The organism is Brevibacillus schisleri (assembly GCF_055685845.1).
The window spans coordinates 4,456,021-4,479,876 of record NZ_JBVNDM010000001.1; the positions used below are offsets into that span (position 1 = coordinate 4,456,021).

Genomic DNA, 23,856 nt, shown 5'->3' on the forward strand with positions numbered 1-23,856 from the left:
AGTAACTATTGCTCGCCGACATAAATACACCCGTCTGCGGTACCTGCTTTGGTGTATACCCTGCATCCTCCAATGCCTTCCATGAATGGGTCAATAATAGTCGAAACTGTGGGTCCATAAATTCTGCGTCTCTGGCTGATAGGTGAAAAAATCCTGGATCGAAATGATCCTTCCCTTCTATGGTAGACTGTACCGGGATAAAGTTCGGGTTCTGCAAGTATTCATCAGGCAGATGTAATTGATCGATCTCTTCATCAGAAAAGAAACGTACACTTTCTACGCCGTTTCGTAAATTCTCCCAAAACTCTCTATGATTTTTCGCTCCCGGGAAGTGGCAGGAGATTCCAATAATCGCGATGCTATCCTCATAATAATCAGGATATGACTCCTCCGCTTGTCCATCGCTATACGCCGTTGTCTGGTTCGGATTGACATAATCCGTTTGCTTATCTAATTCCTTCTCTTTCCTTGCGGCGATATATTCGCTAATCTCTCGAATATTGACGTACTTAAATAGAGTAGTCACATTTAGATCGCACTGAAATTCTTCCGTCATTTTGGCGACAACCATGGTAGCGAGAATCGAGTCTCCACCCACATCGAAAAAGCCATCTTCTGGACTGATCCCCTCTACATTCAGCACATCCTGCCAAATTTTCAAAGTCCTTTGCTCAATATCAGATTGCGGAAGGCTCTGCTTCTTCGCCTGTGTGACCACCAGCTTTTGATTCAGCAGCTCTGTGCGATCCACTTTTCCATTAGCGGTTAACGGGATTTTATCCATGGAAATAAAAAATGCCGGGAGCATGTACTCTGGCAAATTCTCCCTCAAATACTCGCGTAGTTTTGAGGGCTCAAGCTGCTCATGGTTGGCACCTGCTTTCGGAACATAATAAGCAACCAACCGTTTATGATCTCCCTCTTCTTTCACCAACACGACAACGCTTTGAATCTGTGGATGAGCCATTAGTTGACTCTCGATCTCACCCAATTCAATCCGAAAGCCTCGAATTTTTACCTGATGATCGATTCGGCCTAAATACTCAATCGTTCCATCAGGGAGCCAACGTGTTACATCACCTGTTTTATACAGCTTGGTCCCCGGTGTAAACGGGTTATCTACAAACTTCTCTGCGGTCAGCTCCGGGCGATTCAAATACCCGCGAGCCAAGCCTTTTCCTGCAATACAAAGCTCTCCTGGCACACCGACCGGCACGGGATTCATTTGGCGATCAACGATGTAGAGTTGCGTATTTGCGACAGGTCTGCCAATCGGTGTATTGCTGCTGACCAGTTCATTTTCAGAGCAAGAGAACCATGCCGCATAAATAGAGGCTTCTGTTGGTCCGTAAATATTTTCGATCTTCGCCTTTTGAAAAGTCGCAACCGTCCTTTTCACCAACTCTTTTGGGAAGGCTTCTCCTGCAACCATCACGTATTTTAGCGGACAATCCTCCAGGAATGACTGATTCGCTAAAACGCCGTTGACGAAGACATTCAGCATCGCTGGGACAAAATTGACATGCGTCACGCGATGCTTCACGATCGATTCCGCTAACATTTCTGGCGACTTCTCCCCATGTGGCGGGAGAATGACCAGACGCCCTCTACCAATGAACCAACCAAACAGCTCAGACAACGAAACATCAAACACATAGTTGGTTTTCAGCAAATAAACATCGTTCTCCATAACCGGATAACGAGCTTCCAGGAAAAAGAGGGTGTTCATGATACTTTCATGACTCACCATAACCCCTTTGGGTTTCCCTGTGCTTCCCGATGTATAAATCACATAAGCCAGATTGGTTGGGTTTACTACCCGGTTAAGCGTTGTTTGTCGCTTGGCTGTCTGCGCAACTTCTTCCCAATCCCTGTCAAACACGATGCAATTCGTACTTTCTCCTGCGGCTGAAGATACCTTGTCCAAAAGGCGAGCCTGAGTAAGCACCAAAGTACTCTTGCTGTCTTCTACCATGTATGCCAACCGCTCTGTGGAATAGGTTGGGTCCAATGGAACATAGGCTGCGCCAGCTTTCAGAATGCCTAAAATGCCGATGACCATTTCCAAAGAACGTTCGACACAAATTCCTACTGTAGCTTCCGCGCCTACTCCCTTAGCCTGCAAAAAGATCGCTAGCTTGGTAACCCGCTCATCCAGTTCACGGTAGGTCAACGACTGCTTTTCATAAACAACTGCCACAGCATTTGGCGTTTGTTGAACTCGCTTCTCAAACAAATCATGGATGCATAACGCCTGCGGGAATGCCTCTTCCGTCGCATTCCACTCAACAAGTAGCAGGTTTCGTTCTTCAACAGAAATAAGTGGTATCTCATCCAAAGCGATGTCAGGATTTTTGATGACTGCGTTTGCGATATTTTGATAATGCGCGGCCATCCGTTGTATCGTCGCTTGATCAAGTACATGCGGATTATATTTCAAATTCAGGACAAACTCGGCTTCCTGCTCAAACACTTCTAACTCAAATTCATACTCACCCTCTTGATGAACGCCATCAATCAATTCGATAGCAAGCTTGGTTTGACATTCATCATAAAATCGCTGCAAGTTTTGCGATTGCAGAAAATTTTGGTACGTAAAGATGATAGCGAATACGGGTGAATTTCCATGAAGTCGAGGAATATTTGCCTCCCGAACCATCGCAGGAAAAGGATAGACAGCGTGATCCATCCCGTCGATTAGCGTAAGCTGCAATTCCCGAACGAACTGGGAGAAAGACGTTTCCCCCGTTACCTGACTGCGAATGGGAATCATATTGACAAAATAACCAATCAGAGAATCGAATCTCTCTTCTGGACGTCCCATCGTCGGCATTCCGACAATCACATCCGTTTGACCTGTATAGCGATACAATAAGGCTTTAAACATCCCTAACAAAAGAACAGATGGGTTCATACGGTAATGCTTGCAGAGCTGCTTCACCTGCTGACTCACATCTCGTGAAAATACGTGCGTATAAACCTGCCCCTCAAAGCTTGGTGCGGAAGAACGTGGGCGATCGGCAGGAAGCTCCAGTTGTGGAAGCGTCCCTGAAAATTGCTCCAGCCAGTAAGAACGATGTTCCCCACCTTCCGCACTTGCCATCATGTCCTGTTCCCATTTTACGAAGTCAGCGTAATCCGTTGAATTCGGAGTTACTTTTGGCTGTTTTCCTTCAACCAGCCCGATATAGGTTTGGACCAAATCTTGCAGGATTAACAAGGAGGAATGTCCGTCAAAGATCATATGATGGACCGTAATCAGCACATAATGCTCTTCTTCTGAACGCGACAATAGATGAATACGGAGTAAAGAACCCTTTTCCAATGAAAAGGGCTCTTTTACTTTTTGCCTGAGATACGGCAATACATCCTGAGACGTTAGGTGTGAGATGTCCTCCTGCTCAATGGTAAGCGATTGCTCTAGACGTTGAATGAGATACGGAACACCCTTCTTTTCCATAATCGAACGCTGTAAAATCGGATGCTGTCTCCAGACATGGTGGCAGGCCTGTTTAAATAAGGCTACGTCCCATTTCTGACGGATGCAAAAGCATAACGGAACATTATACGCACTCATCGTAGGGGACATTTTTTGCAACATCCACAATCCTTGCTGCCCGATGGACAGAGGACTTGTAAACGATGGGTTTTCCAGCTCCAGAAGCTTCTCTTGGACTTCCGCAGCAGACAGCTTACCTTCTTTGTAAGCCATGAGGATTTCCCGTCGCATCATATTATCCCTCCTTTGTCGATTAACTGTTCGATCTCTTCCAGGCTTAGTAGGCCTTCTTTGAATTTTTGCAACATATCGACTGCAATATTCTCCGTCCGTTCCCCTCTATCCGGAGACATTGTTTCGAAATCAGTCGTGGAAGCGATCTCCTTATGACTGCACTCTTTTATTTTTATCGCAAGGAGATGTGCCAAGGACTTCATCGTTGGGTTCTCCAGCACTTCTCGCCCTCTGATCTTGATGTTCCAGCGCTGCTCTAAATGACGAATCAGCTTGGTCACCATGATCGAATCCATACCATAGTCCAAGAAATATTTGTTTGGCTTGATTTGCCCTTCCGAAAGGTGTAATTCCCGTGAGAGAAATTGTGCCATATCCCGCTGGATGTTTTCTTCTGTTGGGCTGTCCGGGTTGATATCAATCGTTAACGTCTCTTTTTCCATAGGTGGAGTGACCGTTTCAGTGCTGAGCCAATAGCGTTCTCTCGCAAAAGGATAGGTAGGCAGAGACATCATGCGACGTTCTTCTGGATGCAAGGATTCCCAAGGAATTTTCCCTCCCTGCGTCCAATGAAGGGCAAGTTTGTCCAGATTGTTTTCTGCTAAAAGAACCTGCAACACCGTATCTCCTACCTTGCCTGAAAGAAGATTTCTCACTCCTGCAAGGTCTTCTTCGAGATCCCCTGTATAGATAGGAATCGATGCAGTTGGCTCGCTGCCTTTTTCGACCGCTTCCAAATACGCCTGTAATCCATGAACCAGTTCATCTCGATCTTGAACCACCATAGCCAGCCTGCATTCCATGGCCTCTCGTTTCACTTGGAGCGTATAGGCAAAATCCGCCAAGGAAAACGCTTGCTGCTGGGCAAATGCAAGCATCTGCTTGGCAACGGCACCCAATCGCTCCGCATTTTTTGCCGAGAAAACCACGATCTGAGGTGAAGTGTCAGCAGAAATGGATTTCATCTCTCTTTGCACCGGAATATATTCTTCGAGGATCAAATGAGCATTTGACCCGCCTGCTCCAAACGAACTGATCGTCGCTCGGCGCGGAACCTCTCGTTCTTCCCCATTGATTCTCACTACGGGTCGCTCCCACTTTTGTCGATCTTTTTGCAGATAAAAAGGCGTTTCTGCAAAATGGACATGCGGGTTCAACGGCTCCGCTTTTATAGAGGGAACTAATTCCTGATGCTGTAGCTGCAAAATCACCTTCGTCAGCTGAGAAATACCAGAAGCTGCCTCGGCGTGACCGATATTTGATTTCACCGAACCAATCGCACAAAACTGGACATCGTCTGTTTGCTTCGAAAAAGCATTTGTTAATGCCTTCAACTCAATCGGATCTCCCAGCAGCGAGCCATTAGCGGCGGCTTCTACATAACTGATCGTCCGTGGGTCGATACCCGCTCTCGCAAAATTCTCTTCTATCAATTGCGCTTGTGCGTTGGGATTAGGCACAGAAAAGCCATTGGTACGTCCGCCATGATTGGTCGCGGCTGATTTGATAACAGCTAGGATGGAATCTCCATCTTCCACCGCTTTGGCTAAAGGCTTCAATAGTACAGCGCCTACGCCTTCTGCTGGCAAATATCCGTCTCCATCGCCAAAGCTTCTGCTATCTGCGTGGCTTCCAATCATTTGGGCCTGACTTAAGCCTAGGTATTTCTTAGGATGGATCGAAACATTCACGCCACCCGCGATAGCGAGCGAGCTTTCTCCCTTAATCAAGCTCTCGCAGGCATGATAAATGGCAATGGCAGATGAAGAACACGCTGTATCAATCGCCATGCTTGGACCTTGTAGATTAAAGAAGTAAGAGACTCGGTTGGCAATCGAATGGTAGGAAGACAGGGAAATGATCGAGCTCTTTTCGATATCCGTATCAAATGCGTGATACGGCTGATACATCGCCCCTACATAGACGCCGACTTTATTCTCATATTGACTTTGTAATACCTCTCGCGTGTGTCCTGCCTCTTCGAGCAGATTCCACACGGTTTCCAGAAAAAGGCGTTCCTGAGGGTCCATCATTTCCGCTTCCCGCGGAGAAATATGGAAGAACAGCGGATCAAATTGATCGACACCATCTATGAAGCCGCCCCATTTGCTGTATGCTTTTCTTTGACTGTTCCGAGTCTCGTCAAAATACAGGCTGTGATCCCAGCGCTCTTGCGGAATTTCTGTAATGCAATCCTTGCCGTCCCGCAAGTTGTTCCAAAATTCCTGTATTGTGGAAGCCTGCGGATAACGACCAGAAATACCGATGACCGCAATGTCTAGGTCAGAGGTTGTTTGTTTATTTGCCTGCTCACGCGTAACAAAGCGTGAGAAACGACGACGATGGGCTGTTATGGAGTCAGCAGTAGGCAGAGCATTAGCAACATCCTCTCCTGTACTTGTCTCTGCGTTTTTCCCAGCCCCCATGATTTCGAAGACCTTGTCTCGATGATGAGCTACAAAATAGCCTGTCAAATCCTCTATGTTTTGGTATTCATAGAGCAACGTTTTCGACAGCGAACCGAACGCTTTTTCCAATTGATTGGTCAATTGCATCGCCATAACCGAGTCGATTCCGTATTTCTCCAATGGAGCTTCCTCATCGATTTTATAGGCGGGGAGCTTGATAACAGCAGAAACTTCTTTTTTCAGATGTTCCCTTACTTTTGCCCGAAGCACATCTTGTTGCCCACCGGAAATTGGCTGTTCTTTCTCTATTTTTGCAGAAATACTTGCACTCTCTGCTGGGGGGAACGATTGTATGAACCGATCCTGGTATGCTTCCAACAAGTATTGCGAGACAGCAAGAAGGGTCGGGTACTCTACCAATACAGTTGGAGTAAGCTCAAGCTGATAGGCTTGATTCAGCTTGTTTGTAAATTCGGTCAGCTTAATCTGGTCAAAGCCGTACTCATGGAGCTCCGCGTAGATATCTATATCCTCTTTCTCCACCTTGAGCACATCAGCGACCATTTTCCGCAAAGACGCTTGAATCTCACTTTGCAAGCTGTTCGAATGAGCTGTTGCGGTCACGGAGGTTGCCGTTGCTCCCATCAGCCTCTGCTTCATCCGTACACGATCACCTTCCATGACCATCAACTGATCTTGTCCCGAAGCTAACCCCTGATACAAGCAGTTGATACCCGAAGCTGCCTGCATAGCAACCATGCCAAGATCGTCCCACAATCTCTTTTCTGTCTCTTCGCCTACCTGCATTCCGCCCTCTTTCCACAGAGGCCAATTGATGGAGATAGTCTGACCCCGCCGTTTACCTAGCGCGACCTGCTCGTTGCGGTAAGCGGAGTAGTTATCCATAAAGGCGTTGGCCGTCGCATAATCTGCTTGGCCCATATTGCCTAAGCCTCCAGCGGCTGAAGAAAAGAGGACAAAGAAATCCAGATTCAGTCCCTTAGTCGCTTCGTCTAAATGAAGGAGTCCCGCAACCTTTGGCGCGAGAACTGCTTGTACTTCTTCTTTGGTTTTTTTCAGGATAAAGCTGTCGCGAGTCACTCCCGCCCCATGAATGATCCCGTGAAGATCGCCAAAGTCTACTTGGATACTTTGAATCAAATCCTCTACGGCCAGTTTCTTCGTGACATCCACTTGGCGGTATTCGACTCTGGTTCCAGTTCCGTTGTCCGCAAGCTTACGAAGCTGCGCTTGCTTCTCCTCAGTCAGCGCAGAGCGTCCCGTCAAAATCAAGGTGATGCCACGGGCTTTCTCCGCCATTTCTTCGGCAAAAAGAAGTCCCAAGCCCCCTGCTCCGCCTGTGATCAAATAAATCCCGTTGTCTTTCCACGGCATACTGACTTCAAAATGGGGAGCAACCTCACTCCATCCCGCTATATATCTTTTCCCTAACTGATAGCGAATCTGGCTGTCTGTAGGGCAAAGGCTGTTTGCTCTCAACTTTTCCGCCAATTCCGCTGAATCTTCTGTTGAATCGATTTCGATCAACTGCCCGATTACTTTCGGGTTTTCGATCTGTGCGGTTTTCAACAGACCAGCTAATCCAGCAAACAATCGTTGTTCCGATTGGCGAGGAGTAACTATCTGAATCAGGACCTTCCCCTTTGGTTTTGCTTGAAGAAGGGCTTTTATTTCTTCAAACGCCTGAACAGCATACGCTTGGAATCTTTCCGCTATGCCTTTCTGATCGGATTGCAACACAAGGAACCGCGCACCGTTTATCTGAGATGAAAGACTTTCCGATGAAATCTTCCCTGGTTCGCAAAGCATCACCACATGCTGTTCAAATTCAGGTGCTTTGGCTTCCTTGGGAATGCCTTTTTCGATCCAAACAGGCTGGAGCATCAACGTACTAGTGATTCTTCCTGCTTCACCTGTACCTTTGTTTTTTGCAACTCCGGCAGCTTTTTCACCTTCGAGCACCCTCGTTGTGAATCCCTTCATGCTAACGCAAATCGTGCCTTGCTCATCACACAAATCAATGTCGAGCTTCTGCACTTTTTGCGTAGCTGCATGGCCGTCACTATATCGAACCAACGCCCATACAGCAGTTGTAGAAGCACGGTAAATGTTCAATTCCTCCAAGGCAAAAGGCAGGGAGGGCTGAAGGTCGATTGTGCCCATCATGAAACCGAGCGATGCCTGTAATGCCGCGTCCATCACACTCGGATGAAGGACAAATTTTTCTGCTGTATCCGTAACAGAAGAAGGCAAAACAAGCTTCGCCAGCACTTGATCTGGCCCGACAAACAGCTTCTCAATCCCTTGGTGTGATGGACCGTATGCCAGTCCTATCCCATGGAACGTTTCGTAGCATTGGCTAAAGCTGTAACTGCTCTCTGTGCACTGAGCTTGAATGGCGGAAAGGTCGAGCGCTGGCGCCTCCATAGCTGATCGTAGTACTGCTCTTCCCTGGCTATGTACTACTCGACTTTCCTCGGCTTCCCTTGGCTGGCTATAGATTTCAAAAGTGATTTCACCATTCTTTTCCGGGTATAATCCCGTGTGTACTTGAGTGAGGGCATCTTCCACGATAACTGGTTTCGCCCACACGATATTTTTCAGTTGAATCGCCGATTGGTTATCCGTTCGGACACCTGCTGCCATATCCACAGCCACTCGCGCCATCTCCAGATAAGCTACCCCAGGCAAGACCTTTTGTCCGTTCACGACATGATCTCTAAGGAAAAACTCCTGCCCTGTAAACGTCGAGCTGTACCGTTGCTCCGATAGTGTAGACGTATTTTGATGCAGCAAGGGATACAGGTAAGCCAGCTCCCCTGCGGTAAAACCAATGGCTTGTGACTCCACCTTTGGCAGCCAATAGCGCTCTCTTGCAAAAGGATAGGCAGGCAAGCTGATTCGACGAGGCTTTGTTTCCCCATAGAGCTTGTTCCAGTCAAAAATCAGCCCCTGTACCCACATCTGCAAAATCTTTGCGTATTTCCCTTTGGTGATCCATGTATCGATTGCCTGTTGTAAATCCTCATCTGCGGCAAAAACATCCATCGTTTCTTTATTCCGCTTAACCTGACCCGTGAACAGGTCTTGTCTGTCAGCCTCGTCTTCCAAATAAAACGTTAGCTTTGCTTCAAGCTCGGAGATCGACTTGACGATCACAGCGAGCCGCTCTTCCATCGCTTCACGTCCCACCTGGAGCGTGTAGGCAATCTCTGCTAGATCGTTGTCCGTCAGCACTTGCTCCCGAATAGCAGACAACAACCGATGCACCTGCTCCCGGAGACGGTCTTTATTCTTCGCTGACAGTACGATGACCGCTGGATTTTTTGCCGAGACGCTGAATTGTGGGCGTTGTTCCTCTTCGCGGTATTCTTCGATTACGAGATGAGCATTTGCTCCTCCCGCGCCAAAGGAGGATATCCCCGCAATTCTAGGATATTCTCTCGTTACCCCATTGATTTCAATGACGGGACGCTTCCATTCCGCAAGCTCTTGCTGCACCACAAATGGAGTCTTGCTGAAATCAATGTTTGGATTAAGTGTGCGGGAATGTAAGGACGGAACTAGTCTTTTGTATTTCATTTGCATCAATATTTTGGTTAACCCTGCGATCCCTGCCGCACTCTCACCATGCCCGATATTTGACTTGGCCGAACCAATCGCGCAGAACTGATTCTCCTTCGTGTATTCCTGAAAGGTCTTCGTCAATCCGGCAATTTCAATAGGATCCCCTAAGGAAGTCCCTGTACCATGTGCCTCTATATAGCTGACCGTTCTCGGATGAATTCCTGCTTCTTCAAAAGCTCGACGAATCACTCTTGATTGAGAATGAGGATTGGGAACCGTATAGCCGTTTGTTTTTCCACCATGATTAATAGCGCTTCCTTTGATCACACCATAGATGTGGTCTCCATCAGCGATTGCTCTTGCCAGAGGTTTGAGCAATACGGCTCCGACTCCTTCGCCAGGTACATAACCGTCTCCACCTTCCCCAAAGCTTTCGCATCGTCCTTTGCTGGAGGCGAACTTGCCCTGCGACAAATACAAATATTTATTTGGATGAATAGAAACATTCACACCACCTGCAATCGCAACCTCACATTCGCCGCGCTGCAGGCTGTGACACGCTAAATGAATACCCGTCAACGAAGACGAACACATTGTATCGACCGCCATGCTCGGACCGTGGAAATTGCAAAAATAGGAGACGCGGTTTGCGATAGAAGCTGGACTCCCCGCAATCGCAAGAGCTCTGCCCAACGCCTGTTCAGCGGACGCATAGAGCTGGTATTCCTCGTACATAACGCCTACGTAAACACCAACATTGCCTCCCAAGCCTTCGTGCTTGCCAAGCGTTTCGCGCGTATACCCTGCATCCTCTATCGTTTCATAGACACACTGTAAAAATAACCGCTCCTGCGGGTCCATCAGCTCCGCTTCCCGTGGGGAAATATGGAAGAACAGCGGATCAAATTGATCAACACCATCTATGAAGCCACCCCATTTGGAATACGACTTACCGATCTTGTCCTTCGCTTCATCGAAGTACAGACTGTGATCCCAACGGTCTTTTGGGATTTCGGTAATACAATCCTTGCCATCACGTAGGTTTTTCCAAAAGTCATGGATATTCCATGCTTGGGGATAACGTCCGGACATCCCAATAATGGCAATGTCCAACGCCCCTTTTGCTCGCTGGGTTTCCATGCGCAGGGACGCGAATCGTTGAGACTTGCGTTTTTTGCTACTGCGCTCTGTCTGTGCTTTCCTCTCGTCCACCATCGTTGCTTCTGGTTCTTGCGTGAGGGAGGCTTCCGCATTTTCCCTCATCCCCAGGATGTGCATCAGATTTTCACGGTAGTTATCAAGAAAATACCCGGTTAATTCTTTTATCGATTGGTATTCAAAAAATAACGTTTTTGGCAACGAACCAAATTGCTTTTCCAGCTCCTTGGTCATCTGCATAGCCACAATGGAATCGACACCGTATTTTTCCAACGAGGCGTCTGCTTCCATTTTATTTGCTGGCAATTTGATCACGGAGGAAAGCAGCTTTTTAAAATAAGGGATTGCCTGTTCCATCAGTGAGGAGGAAGCAATGGCCTTCTCCTCTTCGAGGGGAACGGAAGCTTTTGGCGCTTCTACTTCTGATCTAACAGATTCATTTGCAATCTTGCGCGTAGAAAAGCCCTTCATCCGCACCTGGACATTTCCGTTCTCGTCACACAGATCGATATCAAACTTCTCCACTCTGTCTCCAGCCTTACTGCCTTCCCTGTAGCGAATGAGTGCCCACATGGAAGAGGAGCAAGCACCTACGATCACCATTTCTTCAAGAGCAAAGGGAAGGATCAGCGAAAAATCACTGGTTGCCATCATCAAGCCAAGTGACGACTGTAGAGCTGCGTCGAGCAAACTCGGATGCAGACCAAATTGGCCTTGGGTCTTCACCACGGAAGAAGGTAGCGACAGCTTCGCCAGCACCTGCTCCTGACCAATCAAAATCTGCTCGATCCCACGATGTGCAGGCCCATAGTCGACTCCCATCTTTTTGAAAGCGTCATAGCATTGTTCCGCACTGAGTGTGCGTAGGCTGCACTGTTCCTGCAATACGGAGAGATCGAATGATGGAATATCTGGAATGGAACACAACACGGCACTTCCTTGGCTGTGTACAATCTCCGTCGTTTGTTCCCGGTCCTGGTTGCTATCGCTGTAAATCTCAAAAACAATCTCACCATTCTCCTCAGGATAGAGTTCGATATGTGCCTGAACGGGCTCTGGCCCAACAGCCAAAGGTTGCGTCCAGACCACATTTTTGAAACGGAGTCCTTCCGGTTCTCGCTCCGAATCAAGCCCTCCCGTCGCCTGCTGGATCGCTGCCCGTGCCATCTCCAGATAAGCCGCACTTGGCAAGACACGTTGCCCCTTGATGACATGGTCACTCAGGAAAAACTCCTGTCCCGTAAACATGGAGCTAAACCGCTGCTCCATGAAATCAGATGTATTTTGATGTAAGAAAGGATGAATCGAGCTCACACCTGCGCTGCTGCTAACAGACCTGGCGTGGGTCCAATACGATTCCTTGGCAAAAGGATACGTCGGCAAACTGATACGACCCGGTTGCTCTTCCTGATAAAGCTTGTTCCAATCGATAGATAAGCCCTTCACCCACAGGTCGAGAAGCTTGCTGTACTTTCCACGTTCCATCCATCTCGCAATCGTTTCTTCTAATCCATCATCGGACGTCAAAATATCCAGCATTTCCTGATTTCGGTTTACCTGACCACGATACAAATCAGCAATGTGCTCTTGCCCTTCTACATAGGCTCTTAGTTTTTGTTGCAACTCCGTCATAGTGCCTGCGATGACAGCAAAGCGCTCTTCCATGGCTACACGTCCTACCTGAAGCGTATACGCCATGTCTGCTAAGTGCTCATCGGACAAGGAGTGTTCCTGGATAAAAGCTAACAACTGCTGAACGATCTCATACAACCTCTCCGCATTCTTTGCCGACAAAACAAAAATAGCCGGGTTCTGAGGTGTGATTTTCAAACCGGATTGCTTTTGCTCTTCCGGAATATATTCTTCAATAATCACATGGGCATTGCTTCCCCCTGCACCAAACGAGGAAATCCCTGCAATTCGTGGATATTCATTGGTTGTGCCATTGATCTCTACAATCGGTCGTTTCCACTCTGCCAACTCTTGCTGAACCACAAACGGCGTCTTGGTGAAATCAATATTGGGATTGAGTGTACGGGAATGTAAGGATGGCACTAATTGCGCGTGCTTCAGCTGCAATAATATTTTCGTTACGCCAGCAATCCCTGCCGCACTTTCACAATGTCCAATATTCGACTTCGCTGATCCCAATGCACAGAACTGTTTGTCCTGGGTGTCTTTTTCAAAGGCGCGAGTAAGTCCAGCAACCTCGATCGGGTCTCCTAGCTCCGTTCCTGTTCCATGTGCTTCCAGATAACTGACCGTTCTTGCATGTACCTTGGCACGCTGTAGGGCATCCGCCACTAACTGCGCCTGCGCCTGCGGATTCGGGACGGTATAGCCATTCGTTTTCCCACCGGCATTCATCATGCTTCCTTTGATGACTCCGTAAATATGGTCACCATCTTCTACCGCCTTATCCAAAGGCTTCAAGACGATAGCTCCTACACCCTCTCCATCCACAAAGCCGTCCGCTTGATCGCCGAAGGACTTGCATTGATTCGAAGGAGAGAGCATCGTCAAAGCTGACAATTTCATGTAGTGGACGGGATCGACAATGAGATTGACCCCCCCTGCGATTGCACACTCGCTTGTGCCGCTGTACAAGCTTTCCAAGGCGAAATGAATTGCAGTGAGAGAAGCGGAGCAAGCCGTATCCACCGCCACGCTCGGACCTTGAAAGTTTAATAGATAAGAGAGGCGATTCGCGATCGACCAATAAGTGACTCCCGTAGGGTAATTGCCATTCATCACGCCGACAAAAACGCCTACTTTTCTGCTTTCACACAGAGTTGTAGGCGTATATCCAGCGTCCTCAATACTCGCATAGGCTTCTTGTAAAAATAACCGTTCTTGCGGGTCCATCTCCTCGGCTTCTTTGGGAGAGATTTGAAAAAATAAGGGATCGAATTTATCCATATCATCGATAAATCCGCCCCATTTTGTATACATCGATTCCTTTTTCCCTTTTTCTTCGTCAAAGTAACTCTGCCAATCCCAGCGATCCTTAGGGATTTCAGAAATGCAGTTTTTCCCCTCTTTTAAACGATTCCAGAATTCATCCACATTTTTCGCCTGCGGATAACGCCCGGAAAGACCGATGATCGCCACATCCCGCACCACCGATGAAGGCGAAATGGATTCCTTTCTTTCTTGTTCCCGAACGGATAAAAAGCGTCTCGTGTTTCTCACAGGAAGATCGGTGTGCGCCGTTGAAGCAGAGTCGGTCATACCCTCATTCTCTAGCTCGTTCGGATATGCTTCGTCAATTGCTTCTTGTGCTTCTACTCCTATTACCTTGAGCAACGCTTCCTTTTGCGTCTCGATGAGATACTCTACCAAGGCATCTATCGTTTGATACTCGAAAAAAATCGTACTGCTCATATTCGCAAAATCTTTGCGAAGCGAATTGGTCAATTGCACAACCAGAATCGAATCTATCCCATATTGCTCTAATGGCGCAGATGATTTTATCTGGTGGGTCGGAATTCTGAGCGTTTCACCAATTAACGTTTTGAGATAAGCCGTGCTTTTTTCGCGAAGTAATTCCTCTGTGACTCTGCCTGATTTTTTCGCTGGTGTCGTGCGTACAGGCACTTGTTTTTTGGCTGGCATCGCCTTCAGCTTTGAGGCTTGCTTTTTTGCAGGCGAATACGCAACGGTTACCGCCGATTGCCTCGGTTGGCTGCTGTGACGAATCACCCCATCGCTTTCTGCCACAATAATTTGTTGGCATAAATCCAGCTGGTCTTCTGCTGGCAAGAAAACAGATCGGTATCCTGCCTTCTTCAACACCTTTTGCCATGTTTCAACCGTTAACAGGGGGCAGCCAGGAATACGCCATTCTGGATCATCATAGCGCCACCAGCCATCCAGCAAGCCAAACGTCAAGTGAGCAAATAAGGTATTGCTCGTTAATTCATTCAGAATCAGCAAGCCATTTTTCTGTAACGTTGTTTTGGCGTGGAGCAAGGTTTGGCTAATATTTTTTGTCGCATGCAGAACATTCGTGGCAATCACGAGATCATAGGTGTCCGCAGCGATCCCCTGCTCCTCAACAGGCTTTTCCACGTTAAAAATCCGATACGTGAGATATGGATTTTCGGCTCCATATTCTTTTTCGGCGTGAAGCAAGAAGGCTTGCGAAAGATCGGTATAACAATATTCCTCGATATGCTTCTGAAAGGGCTTTAGCCTTGGCAGTACGATCGCACTCGTTCCACCTGTACCTGCCCCGATTTCCAAAATGCGAATCCGAGCAGAAGGATCTTGCTCCGTACGCTGCTTCACATAGGTAACAATCGTATTGGCGAGCACTTCGTTAAAGTAGTCCGCAACCTCATTGTGTTTATAAATCCCTTCTACCAGTTCCATCGAGGAATTAGGGAACATGATCTCTGTAGCTGGAATCTTTCCTAACAAAATATCTGGCAGTACGCGCATGGTTGCCTCTAACAGAATCACCTGCGCTTTACTATTCGGATCGTTAAGCCATGCTGTTTTTTCTTCCTCCCATTTTTCCCATGCGGTTTCGAGATTGATGGGGGTAGTATCGTTTGCGATGAGTGAATCTCCATCGTACGCAAGATACTGGTTTTGTGCGAGAACGGCTATGCTTTCTTCCAGCCATTTGCCGTACCTGTTATGCAATTTGGCTTTGAGTTCTCCGATCGTCTGGTTTTTTACCGTGAACAGCCCGATTGACTGTAATTGACCATAGAGTAGTTCACTGAGAAGCTTATCCATTGTATTCATTTATAAGCCTCCATTTCAGATTGTCTGCGTTGAGACGAAAACTCTAGTTTGGGCATCTCATTCTTTACACGTTCGATGTGGGATACTAGCTTTTCAGGATAGATGTAAATGGATTTATCCGGATTTACTTTAAGCATGGCCTGTGATTTCGTTGTTTTCACCAACGCGACTTGATTGATCGGTCCTGCAAGCAGGTTTTCCAAAGCCGCCATCGCTTCACGAGGTTCAATGGAGCCTAATCCTGCCTGTGCCATTCTCTCCTGATAATCTTTGGTGGCAACAATGCCTACGTTCGCCCAGTATCCCCAATTCATCACCTTCACTTCACTGAGGCTATGCAACGATAGCTGGTGGGCGAATATATCCTTAAACGTACAACCTGACGCATAATTGCTTTGTCCAGGCGACTTGGTAAATGAATTGATCGATGAAAAGAACATGACAAAATCCAACGGCTCCCGATCAAATACTTGAGCAATCCGCACGCTTACATCTACCTTTGCCGAAATCCCCGCATGGAAGCGCTCTTCGTCCATATTCGCGAGACTTTTATCTAGTAGAACAATTGCGGAATGAATGACTCCGTTCACTTGTTTATATCGTTTTTTGATTTCTTCATAAGCAAAGTACAAGGACTTGCGATTCGTCGCATCCGCCGCGATATAGACAGGAGCAGGTCCGAGCTTTGCAAGTCGATCCACTTTGGCTTGGATCTCTGCATTTTTTTCTCGGCGTCCAATCCAGATGATTTGCGCTTGATAGGTGCTGATCATGTATTCGCTCCAGACTTCGCCAATACCGCCAGCGCCTCCGATCACCACATAGACTCCCCCCTGCCTGTAGGAAGCCTGTTCCCTTTGCATTTGACGCAAGGGAATTAATTCCTGACGATACCATTTTCCTCCGCGATAAACCGTCGCATTCCCCTCAGCATCTGGCGGAAGTGTGAAAACATCCTCTATAGGCCAAGCACGACCAGCTTCCAGATCAACCAGACGGATACGCCAGTTCATGTATTCTTTTGCCATCGAACCAACTAAACCGTAAAGACTGGCATGAATGGGGTTCACCACATCGTTCGGATGAATCGGTTGAGTCTGGAAAGTTACGAGACTCCATCCTAGCTCCTTGGTATCGTAGCCCAGCTTGAGCAGGGCTTTTAGCAAGCGAAATACATGAAATACACCGCGCTCCTGCTCGATGATCAAGGCCTCTTCTGCCAGGTATTCCAAATCAATCCATGGCGCAATCCAGATGATATGATCAATCGAACCAATCTGCTCCAGCTTCACTGCTAGTTCATCTATACTTTCTGCGGGCGTAATCTCCATAACAGATGCCCGCGGATAGCGTTGTTGAACAAGGCTTCGGTTCTCGTCATCTGCACAAACAATCAGAATACGATCGCTTGCAAGTGGCGTTTCCGAACCATACGCCACTACAACCTCTTCCCAAACAGGGCTCAGCAGCATGGTTCCAATCAGCGATTCGCTTGCGGTCTCAACTGCCCCTTTTGCTGCTGGACGATCTGTTTGGATCTCTCTTTCCAATACCCGAGATGTGAATCCCTTCATCCGTACACAAATCGTTCCTGTGACGTCACATAGGTCGATATCGTATTTTTCTACCTTATTCCCTGCTTGGCTACCGTCGCTGTAGCGCACGTATGCCCACATCTCAGAAGTGCACGGGCGGATGATTTCCATTTCCTCCAGGGCAAAAGGCATCACTGGCTTGCGTTTTGTCAAACTGTCAGACGACATCACGTCACGAGAAGAAAGTGTCAACTCCACAGATGCCTGCAAAGCTGAATCCATCAAGCTTGGATGCAAGACAAACTGATCCTCTGACCCGGTGACCGCTAACGGTAAAACCAGCTTTGCCAAGACTTGTCCAGGCCCGACATATACCTTGTCTATTCCTTTATGTCCGAGTCCATAATCAATTTGAATCGCTCTGAAGAACTCATAGAATTCCTCGGATGAAATCACCTGCTCGCTGCACTGCTCTTGCAAAACGGATAAATCAAGCATGTGCAACTCCGAGCGAGGAGTAAGTACAGCATTACCTTGACTGTGTACCGCGCTCTCGGCATCACTGCCCTCTGCCTCGCTATAAATTTGGTAGGATACTCCACCATCTTCGTCGAGTACGAGGCCCGTATGTACCCGAACAGGCTGATCGCCTACAACGATCGGACGAGCCCATATGACATTCTGTAGCTTCATAGACGTATTCCCGTAGACGTCTTCTCCTACAGCGTGCTCCATCGCGCTTCTTGCCATCTCCAGATAGGCAACTCCCGGTAATACCCGCTGCCCTTTGACTACGTGATCCGCCAAGAAAAACTCTTCTCCCGTGAAGGTGGAGCTAAACCGTTGCTCGGAAAAAGTAGAAGTGTTCTGATGCAGCATGGGATGGATCACGGATGCTGTGATGGTAGTTGCCGCTCCCCTTACAGCAAATGCTTTTGTTTCACTTTCCAGTACCCAATGGCGTTCCTTGGCAAAAGGATACGTGGGAAGTGGAATACGAGAATACTGATCGTTCGCGAACAGCTTGTCATAGTCTAATCCATATCCCTGCACAAACAATTCCGCGATCACAGATAGCTGCTCCAAATATTCGCTCGCCTGACTCGTCACATGCAGCTTCTCGATACTTTGATTTCCGTAACGTTTCAATGCGGTTTGTTCACGATGATCTTTTTCATTTAATTCAGAAACAAAAGCCTGTGATGCTTTTCCTGTTTCTAGCCACTTTTTCAAAAGCTGGACAAGCTCGGCTGTATTTTGAACAAGGCAAGAGAAGCGGTGATGGAAATGCTTTCTGCCTACTAACAGCGTATAGCTGATATTTCCACAATCCATCTCCGGTGCTTTTTCACAAAACGAAAGCAATTGGGCAACCTGCTGACGCAACTGTTCAAAAGTACGCGCCGTCAGCACAAGCAAATAGCCCGGTTTTTTTGCATGATTCCGCTTTACCTGCGGCGCCTCTTCGATTACCATATGCGCATTTGTCCCGCTGGCTCCGAAGGAACTGATCGCAGCACAGCGTTTGGCTTGCGGCTCCACTGACCATTCCTGCAGGCTTGTATTGACATAAAAAGGGCTTTCTGCAAATTTAATGTTGGCATTCCCCTCTTTAAAATGCAGGGATGGCGCGATTTTTTTGTGCTTCAATGACAAAAGGATTTTGATGACCCCTGCAACACCTGCTGCGATCTGGGTATGTCCAATATTCGTCTTGATCGATCCAATCGCACAAAATTCCTTTTTATCCGTATAGGCTCGAAATGCGCGGGTAAGTGCTTGATACTCAATCGGATCTCCCAGCTTGGTCCCTGTTCCATGCGCCTCGACCATTGTAATTTGCTCAGGATTGATGTCAAATGTATCGTAGACATTGCGTTCCAAGCGTTCCTGAGACTTCGCACTCGGCGCTGTAATCCCATTCGTCGTTCCATCCTGATTGATTCCCGAGCCTCGAATGACACCGTAAATATGATCACCGCAAGCGATCGCTTCCGAGAGACGTTTCAGGACAACGACACCAGCGCCTTCCCCCGTCGCAAAACCATCTGCCCGCTCATCAAACGTGTGGCAGCGTCCTGTCGGTGACAGCATCCCTGCTCGCTTGGCAGACAAATAAAAGCCCGGCGTAGATTGAATGAAGACACCACCTGCCAATGCCATGTCGATCTCACCTGTCCGCAAGGCTTGACACGCCATATGAATCGCCACCAAGGAGCTCGAGCAAGCCGTATCAATCGTGACAGCTGGTCCCTGTAAGTCCAGATGATAAGCAACCCGAGCAGGCACAATAGACTCCATATTCCCCCAGAATGCTTGGGCAGGAGGATTCTCTCCCACGAGACGATCGTAATCACCTTTTGCGCATCCCGCGTAGACGCCGCATTGGATTCCTTGCACACCTTGACCCGCATAGCCAGCATCCTCCAACGCTTTCCAGGATTCCTCCAAAAAGAAGCGTTGCTGCGGGTCCATATAGTCAGCTTCCAAACCGGAGATATTGAAAAAAAGCGGATCAAACAAGTCAATATTTTCTACAAGTCCGCCGTATTGATAGCCCTCTGCCTCGTCCAAGCCGTACGCTGATAAATCCCAGCGAGTCACTTTCCGAAGCAAATCTAAGCCGTTCACCAAGTGGTCCCATAAGTCGTCAGCGTTGCCAGACGAGGCGAACGTACCACTCATTCCAATAATCGCAATGGGTTCAGTGGGGGACGAAGCTTTTTCTGACACACTCCCTGTTTCCTCTGAAAGCACAGGTGCTGAATGGACAGATGTCTCGGTCTGAATAGCAGGGACGGAATCTTCCCTCTGCTCGGATAGACTGATCTTCTGCCCTAACGCTTGAGCAATAACCTCTTTGTACGCAGACAAAATATAGCCTGTAAGTTGATTTACTGAACTGTAATCAAAAAGAATTGTCGTCTCAATTTCAATCGCCAACGCTTGATTGATCTCTTGCACCAATCGAACGCCAAGAATCGAATCCAATCCATAATCTCTGAAAGGCTCTTCCACATCGATCGAATCAACATCGACTTCCAATGCGGTACCCAGCTTTTCAATGATCATATCCTTCACATAATCCGTCACCGTCTGCTCGGTCACTACAGATTGGCTTGGAATGTTTTGCGGTGCTGGCTGGGAAGAGACTTTTCCTTCAACTTTTGCCTGCTGTACAGTCTCGCGTGCGATAGGCGAAACGGTCGAATCGATACGAACATCAGGGTGAAGGACGCCATCGCTTTTTCCAATGACAATCTGTTGTCCCAGATCATGCGCTTCCCGAGCTGGAAAAGAGATCGTGTGAAATCCTTCACTTTCCAGTACCGTTTGCCAACATGCCGGAGTTAAGGCAGGAGAACCAGGAATACGTACATCTGTATCTTCAGACAGCCACCAGCCCTCCAAAAGACCAAAGGTCAGATGAAGGAACAAGGAATTACTGCTAATCTCATTTAAAAGAACCAAACCGTTTTCTCTTAAAACAGCTTTGGTATGGCGCAAGGTTTTGCGAATATCCTTGGTGGCATGCAGCACATTAGCCGCAATCACCAGATCGTAGTAGCCCTCTTGAACCCCTTGCTCCGCAAAAGGGGCTTCCACATTAAAAATTTGATAGGTCAAATACGGAACATGCGGTCCATATTCCTTTTGTGCGAACATCAAAAATGCTTTGGAGATGTCGGTATAGCAATATTCTTCCATAAACGGCTGATAAGGCTTCAGCTTTTCAAACACAAAGGTGCTCGTTCCGCCCGTCCCCGCCCCGATCTCTATGATGCGAATTTTTGCAGAAGGATCTTTTTTCACCCGCTCTTCCACATAGGCTGCGACTGTTTTCGCGAGTACTTCATTGTAGTGATCTGCCACTGGGTTATTTTTATAAATAGGTTGTACCAATTCCATAGAAGAGCCTGGAAACATGACATCTGTAGCAAGTTTCTTGCCTGTTACAATGAGCGGCAAAGATTTCATCGTGGCTTCCAGCAATCTGATCCGCACTTCCAGATTGGCATCTTCTCGCCAAGCCACCTTACGTCGATCCCATTCTTCCCATACCGCTTCTACTTCGATCAAAGTCGGATCGACCACCAAGCATTGCTCTCCATCACAGCCATCGAGATAACCGTGACGAGTTAACATCGCCATACTCTCTTCCAACCATTTTTCATAACGCGGAGGGAAGCCTGTTTTTGCCTTGAGGCCAGCGACATTCACACTCTTGTCAGTGAACCAACCGATGGACTGCATTTGCGCCCATAACAGCTTGGCGAGAAGCTCGTCCATCTCCTTCCACAATTCGGGATGAGTATTGGGCAAGCGATCCTGTCGCTCGGTTTTGGGCAACCAATATCGCTCCCCTCTAAATGGATAGGCGGGCAAAGGAACCCGGTTGTATCTGCCGTTTTTATAGAAGGAACTCCAATCCAGCTTGTATCCTTTTACAAATAAATCGGCAAGCGTGGACAACTTTTCTTTCCTTGCCTGGTTGGATAGCGAAAGGTTCTCTGCTACTTCTGCCAATAATTTTTCTCCGAACTCTTTCAAGCTCTTTTCTAGCCGCACGTCTATTTCATCTTGGACAAAATAGTCAGCAGATGCTCCCGTTTCCATTACTTCCGCGATTTTTTTCCGTAATTCATCTACGTCCTTGGCAATAAACATGCAACGATGCGAAAAATGGCTTCTCCCTGTGAACAAGGTAAAGGAAATATCTTGTTCGTGAAAACGTCCCGCTTCTTTTGCTAACCATTGGGACATTTCATCCAGTTTTTGCGTGAGAGCTGACTGGCTCTTGGCTGAAAACGGAAACAAGTAATAGGCTCCTGCTTGCTGATTGCCTGATTGCGGTTGTAGCGTAGGTGCTTCTTCCAAAATCAAATGACAATTGGTTCCGTTCGATCCCAAAGCGCTCACACCTGCTCTTCGCGGAGTGGCATCACTCGTATTCCACTCCATGAGCTCGGTATTGATGAAAAAAGGACTTCCGGTCAATTTGATATGCTTATTGACTTCCTTGACGCTGATCGTCGGAGCGATCTTCTTATATTTCATCGCCATGACCACTTTAAACAAACTCGCCAGTCCCGATGTCATCGTGGTATGACCGATGTTGGGCTTATGTGAGCCAATCGCGCAAAATTGTGCTTTATCCGTAAATGAACGAAATGCTTCAATCAATGCTTTCACTTCAATAGGGTCACCCAGCTGCGTGCCTGTCCCATGCGTTTCGATATAACTGATTGTTTCTGGATCAACCCCTGCATTTTCATAGGCATCCACAATTAATTCTTTTTGGGCAAGCATGCTCGGTGCGGTAATCCCGTTTGACTTTCCTGTCTGATTCACCGTTGAGCCCTTGATGATTGCATAAATATGGTCGCCATCTCCCACTGCTTTCGCAACTGGTTTCAGTACGACCGCCCCAACGCCTTCTCCAAACACCATGCCATTTGCATCATTGTCAAAGGTGTTGCATGTTCCATCCGGTGAGACCACCCCCATTTTCGAGGACATCACAAAAAATTCAGGGGAGCTGTGAATCGCGACGCCGCCTGCAAGAGCCATTTCGGTTTCTCCCCTGCGAAGACTGTCGCAAGCCAAATGAATGGCTACCAAAGCAGAAGAACAAGCTGTATCTACAGCAAGACTGGGGCCCTTGAGATTTAAAAAATAGGAGAGTCTTGCCCCTAGCATCGACATTTCATTGCCTAGCATCGTTTGTGAAGAGACACCTTCGGCCAACATGGATTTCTCTTGGTAGTCTGAACGACGCCCTCCAACAAACACACCTACTTTTCTCCCTGCTAACTGGTCAACCGAGTATCCGCTATCTTCAAAAGCTTTATAGGATTCTTGCAGGAACAACCGTTGTTGAGGGTCCATACTTTTTGCTTCATCGGCAGAAATGTTGAAAAAAGATGCATCAAATTGATCAATGTCCTTGAGAAGCCCACCGTAATATTGATCCGCTTCCCAGCCTCTGCGTGTTATTTCCTCGATACAACTGTCGCCAGATGCTATATGCTTCCAAAACTCTTCCACTGAATCTGAGCCAGCAAATTTGCCTGCTATACCGATGATCGCGATATCGGAGTGGCGAATTTCGTTTTCGAAAACAGTTGGCGGGATTTGGCTGTCGTTTGCTGCTATCTCCGTTGCAAATTGCAGAGAGATATATTCCGCCAGCTCCCCCACCTCTGGATAATCAAAAATAACTTCTACGCCAAGATGAATCCCCAAGTCAGCATTGATCGCTTCTATTAATTCGACCGCCAATACAGAATGGATGCCGAGCTCAATGAAGCTTTTATCAAAGTTCAAGGTTTCCACAGGTGTATCCAATAGCTGAGCCACGATTTTCCTTATCTTGCTCGCAATCGTTGGTGAACCGTTATCGGACTCGGTACGGCTTGCTGGCTGATATTTTCCGAAAATGTGCGTGGCTAGCAACTTGGTATTCTCGTGATCAAAAATGGCCTCAATCCCCAAGTCTATGCTTAGCTTCTCATTCAATATCTCTACCATTTCTACTGACAATACCGAGCTGATACCTAATTCCACAAAACTTTTATCGAAATCCAAGGGATTCGTCGTAGCTTTTACTAAGTCGGTCATTACTTCTTTCACTATCGTTTCCACATCATGAAATGAATGAAAAAGTACCTTCATACTC

The 23,856-nt window shown here is 47.5% G+C and carries 3 protein-coding genes (1 of these 3 only partly in view); all 3 read right to left on the bottom strand.

Features of this window, described 5'->3' with window-relative positions; genetic code table 11:
• Tightly spaced (each overlapping or abutting the next), the 3 genes in view from ACUUHJ_RS20900 to ACUUHJ_RS20910 form a layout consistent with a single transcriptional unit that may run on beyond the window.
• Positions 1–3,733 carry the start of an amino acid adenylation domain-containing protein gene (locus ACUUHJ_RS20900; protein ID WP_472299796.1) on the bottom strand. 17,711 nt of this gene lie to the left of the window's left edge, so 3,733 of the gene's 21,444 nt are visible here — the first part of the coding sequence; it begins with the start codon at positions 3,731–3,733; the stop codon falls past the left edge of the window.
• On the bottom strand, positions 3,730–15,642 hold the full coding sequence (locus ACUUHJ_RS20905; RefSeq protein WP_472299797.1) for an SDR family NAD(P)-dependent oxidoreductase: 11,913 nt from the start codon (positions 15,640–15,642) through the stop codon (positions 3,730–3,732). The genes ACUUHJ_RS20900 and ACUUHJ_RS20905 overlap by 4 nt, the downstream gene beginning before the upstream one ends.
• Positions 15,639–23,852 carry an SDR family NAD(P)-dependent oxidoreductase gene (locus ACUUHJ_RS20910; RefSeq protein WP_472299798.1) on the bottom strand — a complete coding sequence of 2,738 codons (8,214 nt, stop codon included), beginning with the start codon at positions 23,850–23,852 and terminating at the stop codon, positions 15,639–15,641. Before ACUUHJ_RS20910 ends, ACUUHJ_RS20905 begins: the two co-directional genes overlap by 4 nt.
• Positions 23,853–23,856 lie beyond the last annotated feature (4 nt).